At 40.0% G+C, this 15,864-nt stretch carries 19 protein-coding genes and 1 riboswitch; of the genes, 15 read left to right on the top strand and 4 right to left on the bottom strand.

Annotated features, from left to right (window positions below; all coding sequences use genetic code 11):
- Positions 1-80: 80 nt before the first annotated feature.
- From IRB79_RS20975 to IRB79_RS20965, 3 genes are all read left to right on the top strand, one after another.
- Positions 81-980 (top strand): LysM peptidoglycan-binding domain-containing protein, encoded by a 900-nt coding sequence (locus IRB79_RS20975; protein WP_243504677.1) that lies wholly within the window; start codon positions 81-83, stop codon positions 978-980.
- Positions 981-1,048: 68 nt separating this feature from the next.
- Positions 1,049-1,861 carry a histidinol-phosphatase gene (locus IRB79_RS20970; RefSeq protein WP_243504675.1) on the top strand — a complete coding sequence of 271 codons (813 nt, stop codon included), beginning with the start codon at positions 1,049-1,051 and terminating at the stop codon, positions 1,859-1,861.
- A gap of 145 nt (positions 1,862-2,006) precedes the next feature.
- Positions 2,007-2,178: riboswitch (FMN riboswitch) on the top strand.
- A gap of 162 nt (positions 2,179-2,340) precedes the next feature.
- Positions 2,341-2,925: an ECF transporter S component gene (locus IRB79_RS20965; RefSeq protein ID WP_264738432.1), complete on the top strand. Its 585-nt coding sequence runs from the start codon at positions 2,341-2,343 to the stop codon at positions 2,923-2,925.
- A 148-nt stretch (positions 2,926-3,073) separates the two neighbouring features.
- Here the strand turns inward: IRB79_RS20965 and IRB79_RS20960 are convergent, their stop codons facing one another.
- The gene (locus IRB79_RS20960; protein WP_009332793.1) at positions 3,074-3,322 is read right to left on the bottom strand and encodes a ferredoxin; all 249 of its coding nucleotides are present in this window, start codon (positions 3,320-3,322) and stop codon (positions 3,074-3,076) included.
- 260 nt (positions 3,323-3,582) lie between these two features.
- Here IRB79_RS20960 and IRB79_RS20955 point away from each other — a divergent pair, with 260 nt between their 5' ends.
- The 5 genes from IRB79_RS20955 to IRB79_RS20935 all read left to right on the top strand — a co-directional run bounded on the left by IRB79_RS20955 (position 3,583) and on the right by IRB79_RS20935 (position 8,102).
- Positions 3,583-4,641 (top strand): YpbB family protein, encoded by a 1,059-nt coding sequence (locus tag IRB79_RS20955; RefSeq protein ID WP_243504673.1) that lies wholly within the window; start codon positions 3,583-3,585, stop codon positions 4,639-4,641.
- Entirely contained in the window at positions 4,638-6,137 is a 1,500-nt protein-coding gene (locus tag IRB79_RS20950) for a RecQ family ATP-dependent DNA helicase (protein ID WP_243504671.1), read from the top strand. The genes IRB79_RS20955 and IRB79_RS20950 overlap by 4 nt, the downstream gene beginning before the upstream one ends.
- 6 nt (positions 6,138-6,143) lie before the next feature.
- Positions 6,144-6,767, top strand: coding sequence for a CPBP family intramembrane glutamic endopeptidase (locus tag IRB79_RS20945; RefSeq protein ID WP_243504669.1), 624 nt, complete (start codon positions 6,144-6,146; stop codon positions 6,765-6,767).
- A gap of 55 nt (positions 6,768-6,822) precedes the next feature.
- The gene (locus IRB79_RS20940; RefSeq protein WP_243504667.1) at positions 6,823-7,551 is read left to right on the top strand and encodes a LysM peptidoglycan-binding domain-containing protein; all 729 of its coding nucleotides are present in this window, start codon (positions 6,823-6,825) and stop codon (positions 7,549-7,551) included.
- A gap of 92 nt (positions 7,552-7,643) precedes the next feature.
- On the top strand, positions 7,644-8,102 hold the full coding sequence (locus IRB79_RS20935) for a YpbF family protein (RefSeq protein WP_221878231.1): 459 nt from the start codon (positions 7,644-7,646) through the stop codon (positions 8,100-8,102).
- A 57-nt stretch (positions 8,103-8,159) separates the two neighbouring features.
- On the opposite strand, the gene IRB79_RS20930 is transcribed toward IRB79_RS20935, so the two are convergent.
- The 3 genes from IRB79_RS20930 to IRB79_RS20920 all read right to left on the bottom strand — a co-directional run bounded on the left by IRB79_RS20930 (position 8,160) and on the right by IRB79_RS20920 (position 9,291).
- Positions 8,160-8,729: a manganese catalase family protein gene (locus IRB79_RS20930; protein ID WP_221878230.1), complete on the bottom strand. Its 570-nt coding sequence runs from the start codon at positions 8,727-8,729 to the stop codon at positions 8,160-8,162.
- Between the two features lie 74 nt (positions 8,730-8,803).
- The gene (locus IRB79_RS20925) at positions 8,804-9,064 is read right to left on the bottom strand and encodes a spore coat protein CotJB (protein WP_217026216.1); all 261 of its coding nucleotides are present in this window, start codon (positions 9,062-9,064) and stop codon (positions 8,804-8,806) included.
- Positions 9,065-9,066: 2 nt separating this feature from the next.
- A complete protein-coding gene (locus IRB79_RS20920) occupies positions 9,067-9,291 on the bottom strand; it encodes a spore coat associated protein CotJA (RefSeq protein WP_019380371.1) in 225 nt (74 codons plus the stop codon).
- A 147-nt stretch (positions 9,292-9,438) separates the two neighbouring features.
- Here IRB79_RS20920 and IRB79_RS20915 point away from each other — a divergent pair, with 147 nt between their 5' ends.
- The 7 genes from IRB79_RS20915 (at position 9,439) to IRB79_RS20885 (ending at position 15,833) form a co-directional block, all read left to right on the top strand.
- Entirely contained in the window at positions 9,439-10,071 is a 633-nt protein-coding gene (locus IRB79_RS20915) for a CBS domain-containing protein (RefSeq protein WP_243504663.1), read from the top strand.
- A 59-nt stretch (positions 10,072-10,130) separates the two neighbouring features.
- Complete coding sequence (locus tag IRB79_RS20910; protein WP_243504662.1) at positions 10,131-10,535, top strand: hypothetical protein; 405 nt, start codon at positions 10,131-10,133, stop codon at positions 10,533-10,535.
- A gap of 28 nt (positions 10,536-10,563) precedes the next feature.
- Entirely contained in the window at positions 10,564-11,334 is a 771-nt protein-coding gene (locus IRB79_RS20905; protein ID WP_243504660.1) for a metallophosphoesterase, read from the top strand.
- 72 nt (positions 11,335-11,406) lie between these two features.
- A complete protein-coding gene (locus IRB79_RS20900) occupies positions 11,407-12,312 on the top strand; it encodes a MerR family transcriptional regulator (RefSeq protein ID WP_243504657.1) in 906 nt (301 codons plus the stop codon).
- Between the two features lie 125 nt (positions 12,313-12,437).
- On the top strand, positions 12,438-13,016 hold the full coding sequence (locus IRB79_RS20895) for a genetic competence negative regulator (protein WP_243504654.1): 579 nt from the start codon (positions 12,438-12,440) through the stop codon (positions 13,014-13,016).
- 427 nt (positions 13,017-13,443) lie between these two features.
- Entirely contained in the window at positions 13,444-14,718 is a 1,275-nt protein-coding gene (locus tag IRB79_RS20890; RefSeq protein WP_221878223.1) for a Glu/Leu/Phe/Val family dehydrogenase, read from the top strand.
- A 134-nt stretch (positions 14,719-14,852) separates the two neighbouring features.
- Complete coding sequence (locus tag IRB79_RS20885; protein WP_431833397.1) at positions 14,853-15,833, top strand: YpdA family putative bacillithiol disulfide reductase; 981 nt, start codon at positions 14,853-14,855, stop codon at positions 15,831-15,833.
- Positions 15,834-15,864: the final 31 nt, after the last annotated feature.

Here is a 15,864-nt window from a genome sequence, read left to right as displayed (position 1 = left end):
GCTGTCATAGGGTGAAAGAGAGTGCGGTCAATGACAGGCACTCGTACGGATATTTCAGCTGACAATATAGGAGGAAAAGAATGAAGGATTACATAAGACGTTTCTTTATCGCAGGAATAATGGCTCTTTGTGTGAGTCTGTTATTTCTGGGAGGGAAGCATTCTAAAGCTGCCGAGCCAAAAATTTCGGAACTGACAGAGCATTGGGTATGGCCTGCAGATGGTGTAATTACAGATACGTTTGGGACAAGGGAAGGGCAGCATAAAGGCATCGATATAGCTGGAGATTCCGGGTCTCCTGTTTATTCTGTTGACGCAGGATTTGTATCGAGGTCTTATTATTCCCAAACATACGGGAACGTGATATTCATTAAACATAACAACCAAACTGAAACAGTATACGCCCATCTGGATAAACGCTTTTCTGCTGAAGGTGAAAATGTTGTGCAGGGACAGAAAATCGGACTGATGGGAAGCACGGGTGACTCCTCAGGGGTGCATCTCCATTTTGAAATACATACACAGGCATGGACAGCTGATAAAATAAATGCGGTTGATCCCTCTGTTGCATTTGGGATAGGAGAAGTTGGACAAGCTGTAAATGCAGTGATTAAAGATGAAAATGCGCGTGAAGTTTCAGCACGGCCGTCTAATTTTGAGTCAGGGAAAATAAAAAATGATTCCGAGGAAACTTACCATATAGTTAAAACAGGGGAAACATTATGGTCTATTGCTGCACACTATAATCTGCAGGCCGGGGATATTGCGGATTTAAATAATATTAATCCTGATAACATTTTTTCAGGTCAAAAGCTATTGATAAAGCTCGAGAAATCTATAGAATACACTGTTAAACAGGGAGATACTCTATCTTCTATAGCAAAAATGCATGATACAACAGCAGAAGCAATCAAAGACTTAAATAATGCAGATTCAGATATTATAAAAATTGGACAAATTCTAATCATTCGCAAAAAATAGAAGAGAAATGATTGCACCGCTTTACTCCCTTAAAGTATAATGGGGAAAAAAACTGGGGGAGTTTAGAAATGCTTACAGACTATCATAATCATCTCGAAAATGGCACGTTGAGCCTGGATTATTTAAAGAAATTCACAGATGCTGCAGTTCAAAAAGGGATTGAATCTTTTGGAATTTCAGAGCATGCATATCATTTCTACCAGACAGCAGACATCCTGCAGAATCCATGGGTAAACGAAAGGCGCTTTTATGATATGAAAGACTATGTGAATGTTTTTCATGAAGCTTGGAGCAATGACATAGATGTGAAGATGTCGATCGAAATGGACTACACACCCGGCAAACATGGTGAAATGGAGAAGTTTATCAATAGTTATTCTTTTGACTATGTAATCGGATCCATTCATTGGATTGGAGATTTCGGTATAGACCTGGCTGAATTTAGAAAAGAATGGGATAAACGGGATCTATATGATGTATATCGAAAGTATTTTGATCAGGTGGTCACTCTGGCTCAGTCAAATTTATTCGATATTGTTGGCCATTTAGACCTCGTGAAAATTTTTAAATATGTTCCACAGGACGAAGAATTTTTGCTGGAGCAATATGATCGTGCAGCCAATGCGCTGGCAGAATCCAAGACATGTGTTGAAATCAGCACGGCTGGTCTGCGAAAACCAGTGGGGGAACTATACCCGGACAAACGGCTTCTTCAGAAATGCCATGAAAAAAATATCCCGATTGTTCTATCGTCTGATGCGCACTTTCCTGAACATGTAGGTGCAGATTTTGAAAAGGCAATTGATCTTGCAAAAGAAGTGGGGTATAAGTCCATCATGACCTTCTCAAAAGGAGAAAGAAAGGAATATCCGCTTGGATAATATATAAAGGATGGCTATTTGCCATCTTTTTTTTTTATCTAAAAAAACTGAAAGGGTATTGGCATGGATCTAAACCTGACAGGTAAACATATCCCTTCACAGAATAACTTTTTTTCAGTATAATTAATCTGTATAAATAAATACGGTCTATCTTCGGGGCAGGGTGAAATTCCCGACCGGCGGTGACGGGTCATTCTTGACTCTAAGCCCGCGAGCCTGAGAGCAGAGTTTTTGAATAAAAAGCTTTGCGGTTAATTTGGGCAGGATTTGGTGCGATTCCAAAGCCGACAGTACAGTCTGGATGGGAGAAGATGGAGGTTCTGCAGACGTTCAAAAAATGCAGGTTTTGAACGTTATTAAGCGTGCCTTTGCAACTCTCCCTCAAGTTATATTAGCTTGAGGGTTATTTATTGTGAAGACATTTGCTTTGCTGAACCTTTCTTCTTTAGGAGAGATAGTCCTAAAAAGGAGAGAGGAACTTGAAAAAACTTAATATCAAAACTATGGTTGCCATCGGAATGCTAAGCAGCATCTCTTACGTATTAATGCTGCTCAATTTCCCAATCCCGCCGTTTCCGCAATTTCTGATGATTGACTTCAGCGATATTCCTGCATTAATCGCAGCGTTAATCTTTGGTCCAGCAGCAGGGATTTTAGTGGAACTTATAAAGAATATTCTTGATTACTTCATGACAGGGAGTGCAACAGGAGTACCTGTTGGGCATATTGCAAACTTTGCCGCAGGCATTTTGTTCGTCCTGCCGACTTATTATGTGTACAGCAAGCTGAAAACAAAAAAGGGCATGACGTTTGGGCTTGTAATCGGCACCATGGTTATGGCTGTCATAATGAGTGTGCTTAATTACCTTGTAATTCTGCCGGCATATACATTCTTCCTTAACTTCCCTGCAATGTCAGCACCTGAAATGAGAACAATGATTGTGACAGGGATATTGCCATTCAATATTTTAAAAGGTTTAATCATTTCAATTGTTTTCATGCTTATTTTTACACGCATGAGAACTTGGGTGGAAAAGCAGGCTGTTATCAAAAGCGCAGCATAATTAATATATAAATTTAAAGCAGCGGCAAATGTGTGCCGCTGCTTTTTCTGTTCACTCCATGCAAGCTTGTTAAAAGTTAACATAAAAAACTCCCTTTCATGACGAAAGGGAGCAGCAGCTTAACAAAGGATAAAGTATGGTTGAAGGATTATTCGTATTTCAGCGGATCGCCATCAAAAGCATCATCAGCTACTTTGATTGAATCGGTTGGGCAGCCCTCGAATGCATCCATCATATCATCAACTAATACATCTGGAATCTCAACGATACCCTGGTTATCATCAAGGGTAACGAATGCGATGCCTTCATCATCATAATCATAAATGTCCGGTGCAGCTGCGCCGCAAGCTCCACATGCAATACATGTTTCTTTGTCAACAATTGTATACTTTGCCATGAAAAAAACCTCCCAAGATTTAAACAATTAATCGTCCATCAAGATGATGGTAACACATTCCTCACATCTATTGTAAAACTGAATGTTCAACTTTTCAATAGAAAATGTACTGAGAATGCTTATCACATAAGGGTTTAGGCATAATTTACCCTCTAAAAAAATAATAAAAACGGCCTGCCGATTTCTTTCATGATAAAATGGAAGAAGGAGAACAAGCTTATTAAAACAAGAAAAAAATCTTTGGCCGTAAGGTGAAAAAAATGGAAAGATCTTATTTGAAAACTGTAATAATGTACTGTATTAAAGAATTACAGGGACAAAGAACTATATATTCCATTTTGCATTTGCTGAATGGAAAAAAGTCTTCCCAAACCATCCAAGATGCTCATTTATTTCAACTAACCCCGCTTTTTCGAACATTTGGAAGTTTAAGCCGGGATGCTCTGGATCATCTTGCACAAGAAATTGTAAGCAGCAGCTGGATGACTGCAACTGATGAAAAGCATTACATTTTGACTGCAGTGGGTAAGGAAAAGCTGGAAAGGTCTCTTTTAGAATGTCCAATACCGTCTTCATTAAACGGATGGCTGTATCATAGTGCAGGTGACTTGTTTTGGGAGAGGATTACTCTTTTAATTCAGGTTATATCACATTTAAATAATAACAATGTAAAATACCTCCCTATTCAAAGAAAAAGAGATGTTCATGAATGGCTGAAAAATTTTTTGAGAACATCTGGATTTGCCCGCGAGGAAGTAGGGGGTGTGCTGAACAGGGAACTTTGCCAGTGCCTCGAAAGACTAAGTGATATTAATCCTGCTGTGCTGACATTGAGGCTGACGGGCTATAACCGTATTGGCCTCACTGCTGTTCAGGCTTCAGAACAGCTGGGAATCAGGCAGGATTATTACCACCATCAGTTCCTTGGAGCCATTCATCATATTCTTGCAAGCGTAAGAGAAAATGCTGCTGAATATCCGCTTATCGATAAATTAGTGAGCGGGGCAGGAAATGAAGTTCAGCTAACGTTGTCGGCCCAAAGAACTTACACACTTCTAAAACAGGGACTGGATTTGGATGTTATAGCGAAAACGAGAAACTTGAAAAAAAGCACAATTGAGGATCATGTGGTGGAGGTAGCGTTAAATGACAGCGGCTTTAATATCACGCGCTATGTATCGGAGAAGAAGCAGAAATTGATTCTTCAAGCAGCGAACAGTGCAGATTCATTGCAATTAAAGCAAATACGTCAAATGGTGCCGGAATCCGATTATTTTGAAATCAGATTAGTCATGGCAAAGCTTGGAGAGGGACAATGAGATTAGAAGCGGTATTGCAGAGCAAATTTGGCTATCCTTCCTTCAGACCTGGACAAAAGGAGATCATTGAATCTGTGCTTTCAGGGAGAAATACTGTTGCCATGCTGCCTACAGGTACAGGAAAATCCCTCTGTTATCAGCTGCCGGGATATATGATTGAAGGCCAGGTGATTATTATATCTCCTTTGCTGTCCCTGATGCAGGATCAGGCTGAACAGCTTATGATGAATGGGGAAAAAAAGGTGATTGCATTCAATTCTTTTTTAACCCGTGCAGAGAAAAAACAGGCATTGATTCATCTGAATCAATATAAGTTTATCTTTATTTCACCTGAAATGCTTTATTATGAATCAGTACTATCTCAGCTGAAGAAATTGCGCATTGCTTTATTTGTTGTGGATGAAGCTCATTGTATCTCCCAATGGGGATATGATTTCAGGCCCGATTATTTAAAGCTTGGCGAAGTCAGAAAAATTATCGGGAACCCGGTTACACTGGCTTTAACTGCTACAGCTACCCCTGACGTTAAAGCAGATATAAAAAAGTCACTTGGCATACTGGACTGCAGCGAATTTATTTACTCCGTTGACCGACCTAATATTGCATTATCTGTAGAAAAGTTAGATAATTTCCGTAAAAAAACAGATAGACTTGTGGAGCTTGCTGAAATCCTTCAGGGTCCTGGAATTATTTATTTTTCCAGCAAAAAAATGGCGGAACAGACAGCTGATCTGCTTAGGGACAAAGGAGCCAAAAGAGTGATGGCTTACCATGGGGGAATGGACCAGGAAAGCCGCATCCTTGTGCAGCAGCAATTTATTCATGGGCAGCTCGATCTTATTTGTGCTACAAGCGCCTTTGGCATGGGGATTAATAAAGATAATATCAGGTATGTAATACACTTTCATATGCCTCTTCAGATTGAATCCTACCTGCAGGAAATTGGGAGGGCAGGGAGAGATGGAAATCAAAGTATAGCCATCATGCTCTATGCACCGGGTGATGAGCAGCTTCCCATACAGCTTGCAGAAAGTGAATTGCCTGACAAAGCACAAATTGATTGGATCAGGGAATGGGTAGAAGAAAACCCAAATGCGATCCTGAATATTGGACCATTTGAAGAGCAAATTAAGCAGCGTTCCGGTTTAACCGATGTTCAGTGGAGAATATTTAATGACTTTTTTGAGCGGAAAAGCAAATCTGGACTCGATTACAGAAGGATTCTGCAGGAGATGAAAGTGTATTACGAAGGCAGAATCAAATTGAAAAGGGTTAGCATTGAGGAAGTATATAAGTGGATACACAAGAAGACATGTCGGAGAGAGAATATACTTTCCTACTTTGATGAGGAAAAAAATGCCTCCGTCCAATCCTGCTGCGATATTTGCGGTTTGCAATTTGAAAATTTCACAAGAAATACAAATTCAGATAATCAGGAAAGCCCGCTGTATGATTGGAAAAATCATTTAGAATACCTCCTGATTCCAAGTGAGTGAACCAAAATGAGAAAAAGATACGCGGACATCATTAAGGAATTGACAGACAAGGAACTATTATTTCATCTTTATCTTACACAGGTGCTTATTTTATCCATTTCTTTGATTCTAAGTATAATATTGTTTAATAGTTTTGAGGAATTCCAAGCTCTTTTTGTATTCAATGATATAAATGTTCTTGTAATTGGAGCGGCGGCAGGAGCGGCAGTTGTCCTGATTGATATCGTCTTGATGAAGGTTCTTCCAGAAAATTTGTATGATGATGGAGGATTAAATGAGAAAATCTTTCAAAATCGCAGTTTTCTCCATATTGCTTTTATAGCTGCAGTGGTGGCTTTTAGTGAAGAACTTCTATTCAGGGGTGTCATTCAGACTCATTTCGGCCTTGCTATCTCAAGTCTTATTTTTGCGCTTGTTCATTACCGATATCTTTTTAATTGGTTTTTGTTTGTAAATATTATTACATTAAGCTTTTTAATAGGTTATATTTATCATATAACCAATAATTTGCTTGTTACGATTGTTATGCATTTTCTGATTGACTTTCTTCTTGGTATTCTTATTCGAAAACGTTACCTGGTAAAATCTAAAAGGAAAGCGGAAGAGGAGAATGTAATTAACGATAATTAACAGCAGTATCAAAATATACTTCTTATGATTTTTTTATTACAGAAAGGGATGAAACATGAATAAAGAAGACCCTTATAGAGATCAAGCTGAAAGACTCCGTAAGAAGATTGACCGAAAACAGGAAACGGAAAATAGAGGGCAAAAATCCGCCTTGCCGCCACGGAGCCGTGTTCATCAGGAAAAAAGAAAAAAGAGTAAATGGAAGATTAAATACCCTGTTATTCGCCTGCTTGCTTTATTCTTTATCCTTCTGCCTATCACCATTTTCAGTATTTATCAATATGTAAGTAGTGATAAAAGCATCAATGCCGGGTTAAATGCAGAAATTGAGGAAACCGGTTCTGAAACGGTCGTTTTTGCCACAAATGATGAAGATAAAGGGACAACTATAGAAGTAAGAGAAGAGCCGGAATCCCAGGAACCTGAGAAACCTGAAAAAGCTGAGGGCGTTCAAGAAAAAGAAGATGCCAAAGTCCGGCAGGAAAAACAGTCCCCTCAAAAGACTGATATAGAAGATAAAAGAGCTGAACCCAAAAAGCAAGCCCAGCAAACAGCTCCTGAAACCACAGACTCTTCCAAAACAGCCGGGACACAGGAACAGGAAGAATTAAAAAAGGAAGGCAAAGTTGTTTACCATACGGTTAAACCAAAGGAAACAATTTTTAGAATTGCCATGACCTATTATAAATCCCAGTCGGGAATTGAAAAAATAAAGCAAGCCAACAATTTGCCGTCGAATGAGATACAAACGGGCCAGGTATTAAAGATTCCGCTTGAACAATAAAAGGATCGAAAACAGGTGCGGCAGCCGCCTCTCCTTCTTAGTCATATAATAATGTACAAGCTCATACATTATTGAGAAAGGGAGGGAGAGTTTTGGAATCGCCGATTAGAATGCTTGACGAACGTACAGACCAGGCTACAAGAAAAATGCTTGAGAAAGTAGTAGAGAGAAAGCAAAAATTTGATCGATTCAAGTCCTGGCATTTAATTGCCATGTGGGCGACTGTTTTTATTTCTTTTTTATTCTTTTTTTATATTTATAAGAGTGTCATGCAGCCTTACTCTTACTCGTTTGCATCCATGTTTTCGGCTTTTGTCAATCAGTCAGCTAATTTCTATTTGCTTGTTTTTACGGTTGGCCTTTATGGACTTATGAATCTTCTGAGGGAAAAAAGGGAGAAAGCAGAAAAAGAATATCATGCCCTAAGGTGTGAAATAATTGATAAGAGCAAAGACCTTTGGAAAAAAGAAGATGAATGGAAAAATCGCCATACCGTTTTCGAAATGATGAAAAAAAATTATGATATAAATCTTTATCATGAGAATAAATGACACACAGTAAATGGAAAAAGAAGCAGCCCGTCTGCTTCTTTTTTGTTAAGTATAGTTTTAAAAGAATTTCTTTTTATCGCGTTCTTCCTTAAGAATTTCCACGGCTTCTCTGAAGCGCTGGGAATGGATAATCTCTCTTTCTCTTAAAAACCGGAGTCCGTCATTTAAATCCGGGTCATCACTCATATTAATAATCCACTGATAGGTTGCCCGGGCTTTCTCTTCTGCAGCGATGTCTTCGTATAAGTCTGCTATAGGGTCGCCCTTTGCCTGAATATAAGAAGCTGTCCAAGGCACACCTGCAGCATTATTATAAAACAGAGCATTATCATGGTTGGCATAATGGGCGTCGAGACCGGCAGCTATCATTTGATCAGGCGTAGCATCCTTTGTTAATTTGTAAACCATTGTTGCAATCATTTCCAGGTGGGCAAACTCCTCAGTTCCGATATCTGTAAGAAGTCCGATGACCTTATCCGGAATGGTATAGCGCTGATTCAAATATCTTAGGGCAGCAGCAAGTTCACCGTCCGCTCCCCCATATTGTTCAATTAGATACTTTGCCAGTTTGGGATTGCATGTGCTTACCCTCACCGGATATTGCAGCTTCTTTTCATAAACCCACATTTTTTCTCAGCCCCCTTCGGAAGTCCGCTAATCTATTGAGCGCCTTCATGCAAGAAGGCGCCTGTAAACCAAATTTATACTTGCCAAGGCCATGGGGCATCATCCCAGTTCCATGGCTGACCGGAATAGCTGTGTCCAAATTGCATTAATGGACCATACTTGCTTTCAATGGCATTTCTCAGTTTTTTTCGTTCCTTTGCATAGTGATTGAATTGCTTAATGGCTTCAGTATCATTGTTATGAGTGTCAAGGTATAGAGTCAGTTCAACAAGGACAAAATCCACAGCCTGAAGCTGTTCAAGAAGCTGATAGTAATCTGCCGGCAATTGTTTCATGGCTATTGTCCCTCCCTGGCTTTTTCATAGGGACTGTACCATGGATCATAGAAAGCCTTCCAAAGCGTTCCTGCTCTTAAAGCCTCCATTGGTGTAAATTGTTCGAGTCCTGGCGGCTGAAATCCCATATATAGATTTGGAGGAGTGGAATAGGTTTTGACCTTTATCGGAGTGCAAGGGTCAAAGGGGCTTACATATGGGTGCCAGGTTTTACGGAGTGTATTCATTCATAATCCCTCCTTTTTATGCGTCATTGAAACTTATGAAAAGTGCAGTGTTTTTATGATTGTTTACTCTAATAAAAAGAGGGGAAAGTTGAGGTGATGGCGAAATTAAATGTTAGGTCTAATTAATATTACTCTGAGGTGATGGCAATGTTTGTGAAAAGTATCATGATCCCCAAACATACCTGTTATACAATCGGACAGGATGCAGCATTGAAAGACGCTCTGGCTTTGCTGGAGGACCACCAGATCGACGGGCTTCCTGTATTGGATGGCGACCAATATGCCGGCATAATTACGAGATATGGAATATATGAGAACTTCTTTTTGTCAGGGAAATCAAAGGAAGATTTTCTTGAAGGGACATTGGTAAAGGATATTGCCACACATCAGGAGCAATATTTAAAAGGAAATGAGATTTTTGAAAAAACGCTCCTGGATTTAAAGGATTTCCCTTTACTCGCTGTTTTGGGCGATAATCGTAAATTTCTGGGCATTGTTACTCGCTTTGATGTCCTCGCTCAATTCCAATCCGCCTTCGGCACCAATAAATCCGGTGTCAGGATTGCGTTTACTTCTGTAGAAGCGGAAGGGCGAATAGCACGTTTAGCCGAAATCGCCCATTATTTCCATGAGCACATCATTTCCCTTGTAACCTTTGATGAAACAGACAAACTGGTCCGCCGCATCGTGATGAAGGTGGAAAAAAATAATAATATGGAAAAGTTCATCAGCCGGCTTGAAAAATCCGGTTTCCGTGTTCTGGATATAACAGAGGATTAATGTAAATATAGTCAACAAAATAAATCCTTCTCATACACTTTGTATGGGAGGGATTTTTAGTGTTTTTTATTTTGCTGAAGCTAATGACAGGCTTTATTAGCGGCATTTTATTTATTAAATTTTTTCCGGTGTCTATTCCAATGGGCATCTCGGATATGATTGTCATTTTTGTACTGGAGCCGGTGGGCTTCGTCCTGGGAATGACTTTTTTCCTTATTGCCTTTATAGCCAACGCAGAGATCATTAGAAGTATAATCGAGTGGACTGCCAGGCTTTTAAGAAATATAAGGTCATTAAAACATATTGATGCTTTATTTGGGGCTGTTCTGAGTTTATTGCTTATTGGAGGCTTTTTTGTTTTGTCAGTCCTTTCGCCATGGGAAGCATTCGCCCTTTTCTGTTTTTCAGTAATTTATGGTATTATTTCTTTAGATTTCAAGAAAATCAATCTTGCCGAAGACTGATTGAAGGCGATTGATGGCAGGAGGATTTATGATATACTTAATAGCTTTGGCCTTAATTGGCGGTGTGTGTTTACTAATGTTTATGCTTAGGGAGGCATTTGCAGATAGAATTATATATAAAGAGCTTTCTTTTCCTGAATTTCCGGAAAGCTTCGGTGAAGTAAAGCTTTTTTTTATTTCGGATATTCATAAGAGGACGGTGTCAGAAACGATAATCGGGGAGATTAAAGAGAAGAAGCCTGACTTGGTCATCATCGGCGGCGATCTCTTGGAAAAAGGAGTCCCTTTTGAAAGAGTAAAGAAAAACCTAATGGGGTTAAAGGAATGCGGGCCCGTCTATTTCGTTTGGGGGAATAATGACTATGAAGTGGATTATCACCAGCTCGATGCCCTGCTCCTCGAATGCGGAGTAAAAATTCTTGATAATACTGCCCTTTCCTTTGAATCAAATGAAGGAGAACGTTTTATTTTGATGGGGACAGATGATCTCAGCAAGGATAGAGATCGGCTCGACCTCGCACTTAAGGATGCGGGTTCAGGAGGATTTCGGGTGCTGGTCAGCCATGATCCAAGAATCATTAACAGTATAAAAAAAGAACAAAATATTCACCTGGTCTTAAGCGGACACACGCATGGCGGGCAAATTCATATTTTCGGGCTTAGCCCATATGAGAAGGGGCAGATAAAAGTACTGCCGCAAACAACAATTCTGATCAGCAACGGCTACGGTACGACCGGTGTGCCATTGCGGCTGGGGGCAAAGCCGGAAACTCATTTCATTACTCTTAGTAAAGGCTGAAAATAAAACACACCCAGATTTTACAGTTCTAGCGGCGGTTTTTTATAATTAGTAATGAATGGAGGGCTGGGCATGGCAACAGAAGAAGGAAAGTATAATATTAAGGCTGTATCTAAGATGCTCGGCATTCAGCCAGGAACGTTAAGAGCATGGGAAAGACGGTATCAAATCGTTGCTCCTAAGAGAAATGAATCAGGCCACAGGCTATATACAGAAGAACATATCAAAGTGTTAAAATGGCTGATCAGGAAAGTGGATCAGGGTTTTTCCATAAGCCAGGCTGTTTCCCTTCTGGAAAATAAGGAATTAAATGCCGAACCGCTTCAGATGGATAAGGAAGGTGATCGGTCTGGTGCCCTCGCCAATGAGCTGCTTGAAGCTCTTCTTCAGTTTAATGAATCAAAAGCACATGATTTAATTAATCAGGCTTTCAGTTTTTATACCATAGATAAAGTCCTAATTGATATATTAGGCTCTCTTCTTGTGAAAATCGGACTTCTGTGGGAAGAGGGGAAAATAACAAGTGCACATGAGCATTTTGCCTCATCCATATTAAGATCCAGAATTGGGATGATTCTGCATTCTTTTCCGCATAACGGAGTCCTGCCAAAGGTGATAGCAGTCTGCGGACCTGGAGAAGCTCATGAATTAGGGCTTTTAATTTTTACTTTATTTCTGCGCAGAAGGGGATTTGAAGTCGTTTACCTTGGGACAAGCATCGCTGAAGAAGATATTGATACTGTGATTAATATTGTTAAACCAAAGTTTGTATTCTTATCCTGTACGATGAAGTCCAACGTACCTGAAACCCTAAAACTTTCAGAGAGACTTGCAGATACTTATAGGAAACTGCATGTAGGCATTGGGGGATTCGGCATTGATACCCTTAGTAATGAAGAAAAAATGAAGTATGAACAGTTTATTCCCGGCGGTTCCACACATGAATGGGAAGAATGGATTAGAGAACGGCTCCTATAACATAGATCTGGCGGTTAATTGCCGGGTCTTTTCTTTTTTTAAGTCATACAAAATAAGACGACTCACAAACTGAGCAATGTTTCATACACTAAACCAAAGAGTTGGTTCAGGGCAGGGGGCTTATTATGCGCTTAGAACGTTTGAATTATAATAAAATCAAAATCTTTCTAACATTAGATGACTTAAATGATAGGGGACTGACTAAGGAAGATGTCTGGAAGGATTCTCTAAAATGGCATCAGCTTTTTCATGAGATGCTGGAAGAGGCAAGTGAAGAATTTGGAGTAGACATTCAAGGCTCAGTTGCTGTGGAGATATTCTCCATGCAGGCTCAGGGAATGGTTATGATCGTTACAATGGAGGAGCAGATGGATGAAGAGCTCCTTGAGGATGGTTTTATTGAAATGCAAGTAACTGTTGAGGGCAGTGAAGATATATTATTCGAGTTCCAGGATTTTGAAGATGTAATTCAAATGGCTAAAGAGCTGAATCGTGTGCAGATTGAGCAAGGAAGCCTCTATTGTTATAAAGAAATGTATTATTATCATGTTACAGATTTAGCGGGGGAAGACATTCATAGAGTTATTGCCATATTAGCTGAGTACGGTGATTCAGCCTTTACCAGCATACATGTTATTCAGGAATATGGGAAAGTACTTATCGAGTCCAATGCTGTAAAAAAGCTGGTTGAATACTTTTCATAAGGCGGAAGAGGGGGAGATCCTCTTTTTTTTTTGAACAAAGGCAGTCTCTTTTTTTGCAGGTTGCAGAAATTAGCAGGCAGGATGATAACAGCGAAATGCAGTGAATTTGGATTAAATGGTCATGAACTATATAAAAATTGGGTAAAACAAGTATAGTTAATCAGCTGCAATAATAGCATAAAAATGGAAAAGTTTTTAAATATACAGTAAAGAAGGAAATGGGATGTTTCTTTTAGGCTTAAACGGGAAAACGGGTACTAGGAGTAAACAGAAAATTCCCTTTAATACCAAGGCTGAGAGCGGTTTCATAAAAATATTAAAAAATGCGGAAAAGTACATTATTCTTCTTGCATAAATTAGGCAAAGGTGTATACTAATCCATGGAAGCGGACAACTAATGAAAGTGATTTTTCTAGGAGGTTTACAAATGGTAGCCGAGAAAGGTACTGATTCAAATAAAGCTGAAAAATTGGACGTCTTAAAGTCGACTCAAACTGTCATACATAAGGCTTTAGGGAAGCTGGGATATTCTGATGAGGTATATGAGCTTCTAAAAGAGCCAATTCGCATGATGACAGTGAAAATTCCTGTACGGATGGATGACGGAACAGTAAAAGTCTTTACTGGCTACCGGGCCCAGCATAATGATGCAGTGGGTCCTACTAAAGGCGGTATTCGTTTTCACCCGAATGTAACTGAAAAGGAAGTAAAGGCACTGTCAATTTGGATGAGCTTAAAATGCGGAATTGTGGATCTTCCATATGGCGGAGGTAAAGGCGGAATCGTTTGTGACCCTCGCGATATGTCCTTCGGTGAGTTAGAGCGGCTAAGCCGCGGGTATGTACGGGCAATCAGTCAAATTGTGGGGCCGACTAAGGATATTCCTGCACCTGATGTATTTACCAATTCGCAGATCATGGCATGGATGATGGATGAATACAGCCGGATTGATGAATTTAACTCTCCAGGCTTCATTACAGGTAAACCACTTGTACTTGGCGGTTCACATGGACGGGAATCAGCAACAGCTAAAGGGGTTACAATTTGCATCCGGGAAGCTGCCAAGAAAAAGGGCATTAATCTGGAAGGTGCAAGAGTTGTTGTTCAGGGATTCGGGAACGCTGGAAGTTTCCTCTCAAAGTTTATGCATGATGCCGGTGCAAAGGTTGTTGGGATTTCAGATGCATATGGCGGTTTATATGATCCGGAAGGCCTTGATATCGATTACCTCTTGGATCGCCGTGATAGCTTTGGCACTGTGACAAAATTGTTTAATGATACAATTACAAATAAAGAGCTGCTTGAACTTGATTGCGATATTCTTGTTCCTGCGGCCATCGAAAATCAGATAACAGAAGACAATGCACATAATATAAGAGCGGGCATTGTAGTGGAGGCGGCTAACGGCCCAACTACTTTGGAAGCTACACGAATCCTTTCTGAGCGAGGGATACTGCTTGTCCCTGATGTACTGGCTTCTGCCGGCGGTGTAACAGTTTCATATTTCGAATGGGTACAAAATAACCAGGGATATTACTGGACTGAAGAAGAAGTAGAAGAAAAGCTTGAAAAAGTCATGGTTAAATCATTCGATAATATTTATCAGACATCGCAAACCCGCCGTGTAGACATGCGTCTGGCTGCCTATATGGTAGGTGTGAGAAAAATGGCGGAAGCTTCAAGATTCCGCGGATGGATCTAACTGTAAATCTCCATCGATAAATGTAAGACATTTGAATAAACATAAAAAATCTCCTATCATAAACTGATGGGAGTTTTTTTATAAAAAGCAACTTGAAACTTTTTTTCATTGGTATTGATTAAGGAGTGAGAATCTTGAATATAGACGCTATTATTGTTGGCGGAGGCCCCTGCGGATTGGCAGCTGCCATTGCCCTTCAGGAAGCCGGGAGAAACCCGCTTGTTATTGAAAAAGGCAATATTGTAAACGCAATCTACCACTACCCCACACACCAAACCTTCTTCAGCACAAGCGAAAAGCTCGAAATCGGCGGGGTCCCCTTCATAACGGAAAATTACAAGCCTAAGAGAAACCAGGCGCTAACTTATTACCGGGAAGTAGTGAAAAGAAAGGGCATTAAGATTAATGCCTTTGAAAAAGTTCTCAAAGTAATTAAAAATCAATCTGAGATATTTGAAGTACAAACAGATAAGGGTGTTTATACCGCCAATAACGTTATAATTGCTACAGGGTATTACGACCATCCAAATTACATGGGAGTTCCAGGAGAGGACCTGCCAAAGGTTTTTCACTATTTCAAAGAAGCCCACCCTTATTTTGATAAAGACGTAACGGTAATTGGCGGGAAAAACTCAAGCGTCGATGCTGCGATCGAACTGGTTAAAGCAGGAGCCAGAGTTACGGTGATCTATCGCGGAACAGAATATTCACCAAGCATAAAGCCATGGATCCTACCTGAGTTTGAGTCTTTAGTCAGAAATGGCGTCATCAAAATGGAATTTAATGCACATGTGAAAGAAATCAGTGAAAATAAGCTGACCTACATGGCAGATGGCCAGCAATTCGACATTGAGAACGATTTTGTATTTGCCATGACCGGCTACCATCCTGACCATGAATTTTTAAGGAGTATGGGAATTCAAATAAATGAAGAAACAGGCCGCCCTCAATTTAATCCTGAAACGATGGAAACGAACGTTCCTGGAATATTTATTGCGGGTGTGATAGCTGCCGGAAATAATGCCAACGAAATTTTTATTGAAAATGGCAGATTCCATGGCGGACAAATAGCCAAAGCTATAATTGAAAAAGAGAGTGGCAATAACAAAGGCTGATCCCATGTGATCAGCCTTTGTTATTGGATTT

Origin of the sequence: Cytobacillus oceanisediminis, assembly GCF_022811925.1 — a bacterium.
Lineage (GTDB): Bacteria > Bacillota > Bacilli > Bacillales > Cytobacillaceae > Cytobacillus > Cytobacillus oceanisediminis_D.
The sequence above is the reverse complement of the archived record's forward strand: the minus strand, read 5'-3'. Positions and strand labels throughout refer to the sequence as shown.

Coding starts and splice junctions, on each gene's coding strand:
- IRB79_RS20925 (WP_217026216.1), bottom strand. CDS start 9,064: ATGAAACAATTGCCGGCAGATTACTATCAGCTTCTTGAACAGCTTCAG.
- IRB79_RS20970 (WP_243504675.1), top strand. CDS start 1,049: ATGCTTACAGACTATCATAATCATCTCGAAAATGGCACGTTGAGCCTG.
- IRB79_RS20895 (WP_243504654.1), top strand. CDS start 12,438: ATGCGCTTAGAACGTTTGAATTATAATAAAATCAAAATCTTTCTAACA.
- IRB79_RS20900 (WP_243504657.1), top strand. CDS start 11,407: ATGGCAACAGAAGAAGGAAAGTATAATATTAAGGCTGTATCTAAGATG.
- IRB79_RS20890 (WP_221878223.1), top strand. CDS start 13,444: ATGGTAGCCGAGAAAGGTACTGATTCAAATAAAGCTGAAAAATTGGAC.
- IRB79_RS20975 (WP_243504677.1), top strand. CDS start 81: ATGAAGGATTACATAAGACGTTTCTTTATCGCAGGAATAATGGCTCTT.
- IRB79_RS20940 (WP_243504667.1), top strand. CDS start 6,823: ATGAATAAAGAAGACCCTTATAGAGATCAAGCTGAAAGACTCCGTAAG.
- IRB79_RS20950 (WP_243504671.1), top strand. CDS start 4,638: ATGAGATTAGAAGCGGTATTGCAGAGCAAATTTGGCTATCCTTCCTTC.
- IRB79_RS20930 (WP_221878230.1), bottom strand. CDS start 8,729: ATGTGGGTTTATGAAAAGAAGCTGCAATATCCGGTGAGGGTAAGCACA.
- IRB79_RS20905 (WP_243504660.1), top strand. CDS start 10,564: ATGATATACTTAATAGCTTTGGCCTTAATTGGCGGTGTGTGTTTACTA.
- IRB79_RS20960 (WP_009332793.1), bottom strand. CDS start 3,322: ATGGCAAAGTATACAATTGTTGACAAAGAAACATGTATTGCATGTGGA.
- IRB79_RS20915 (WP_243504663.1), top strand. CDS start 9,439: ATGTTTGTGAAAAGTATCATGATCCCCAAACATACCTGTTATACAATC.
- IRB79_RS20920 (WP_019380371.1), bottom strand. CDS start 9,291: ATGAATACACTCCGTAAAACCTGGCACCCATATGTAAGCCCCTTTGAC.
- IRB79_RS20945 (WP_243504669.1), top strand. CDS start 6,144: ATGAGAAAAAGATACGCGGACATCATTAAGGAATTGACAGACAAGGAA.
- IRB79_RS20955 (WP_243504673.1), top strand. CDS start 3,583: ATGGAAAGATCTTATTTGAAAACTGTAATAATGTACTGTATTAAAGAA.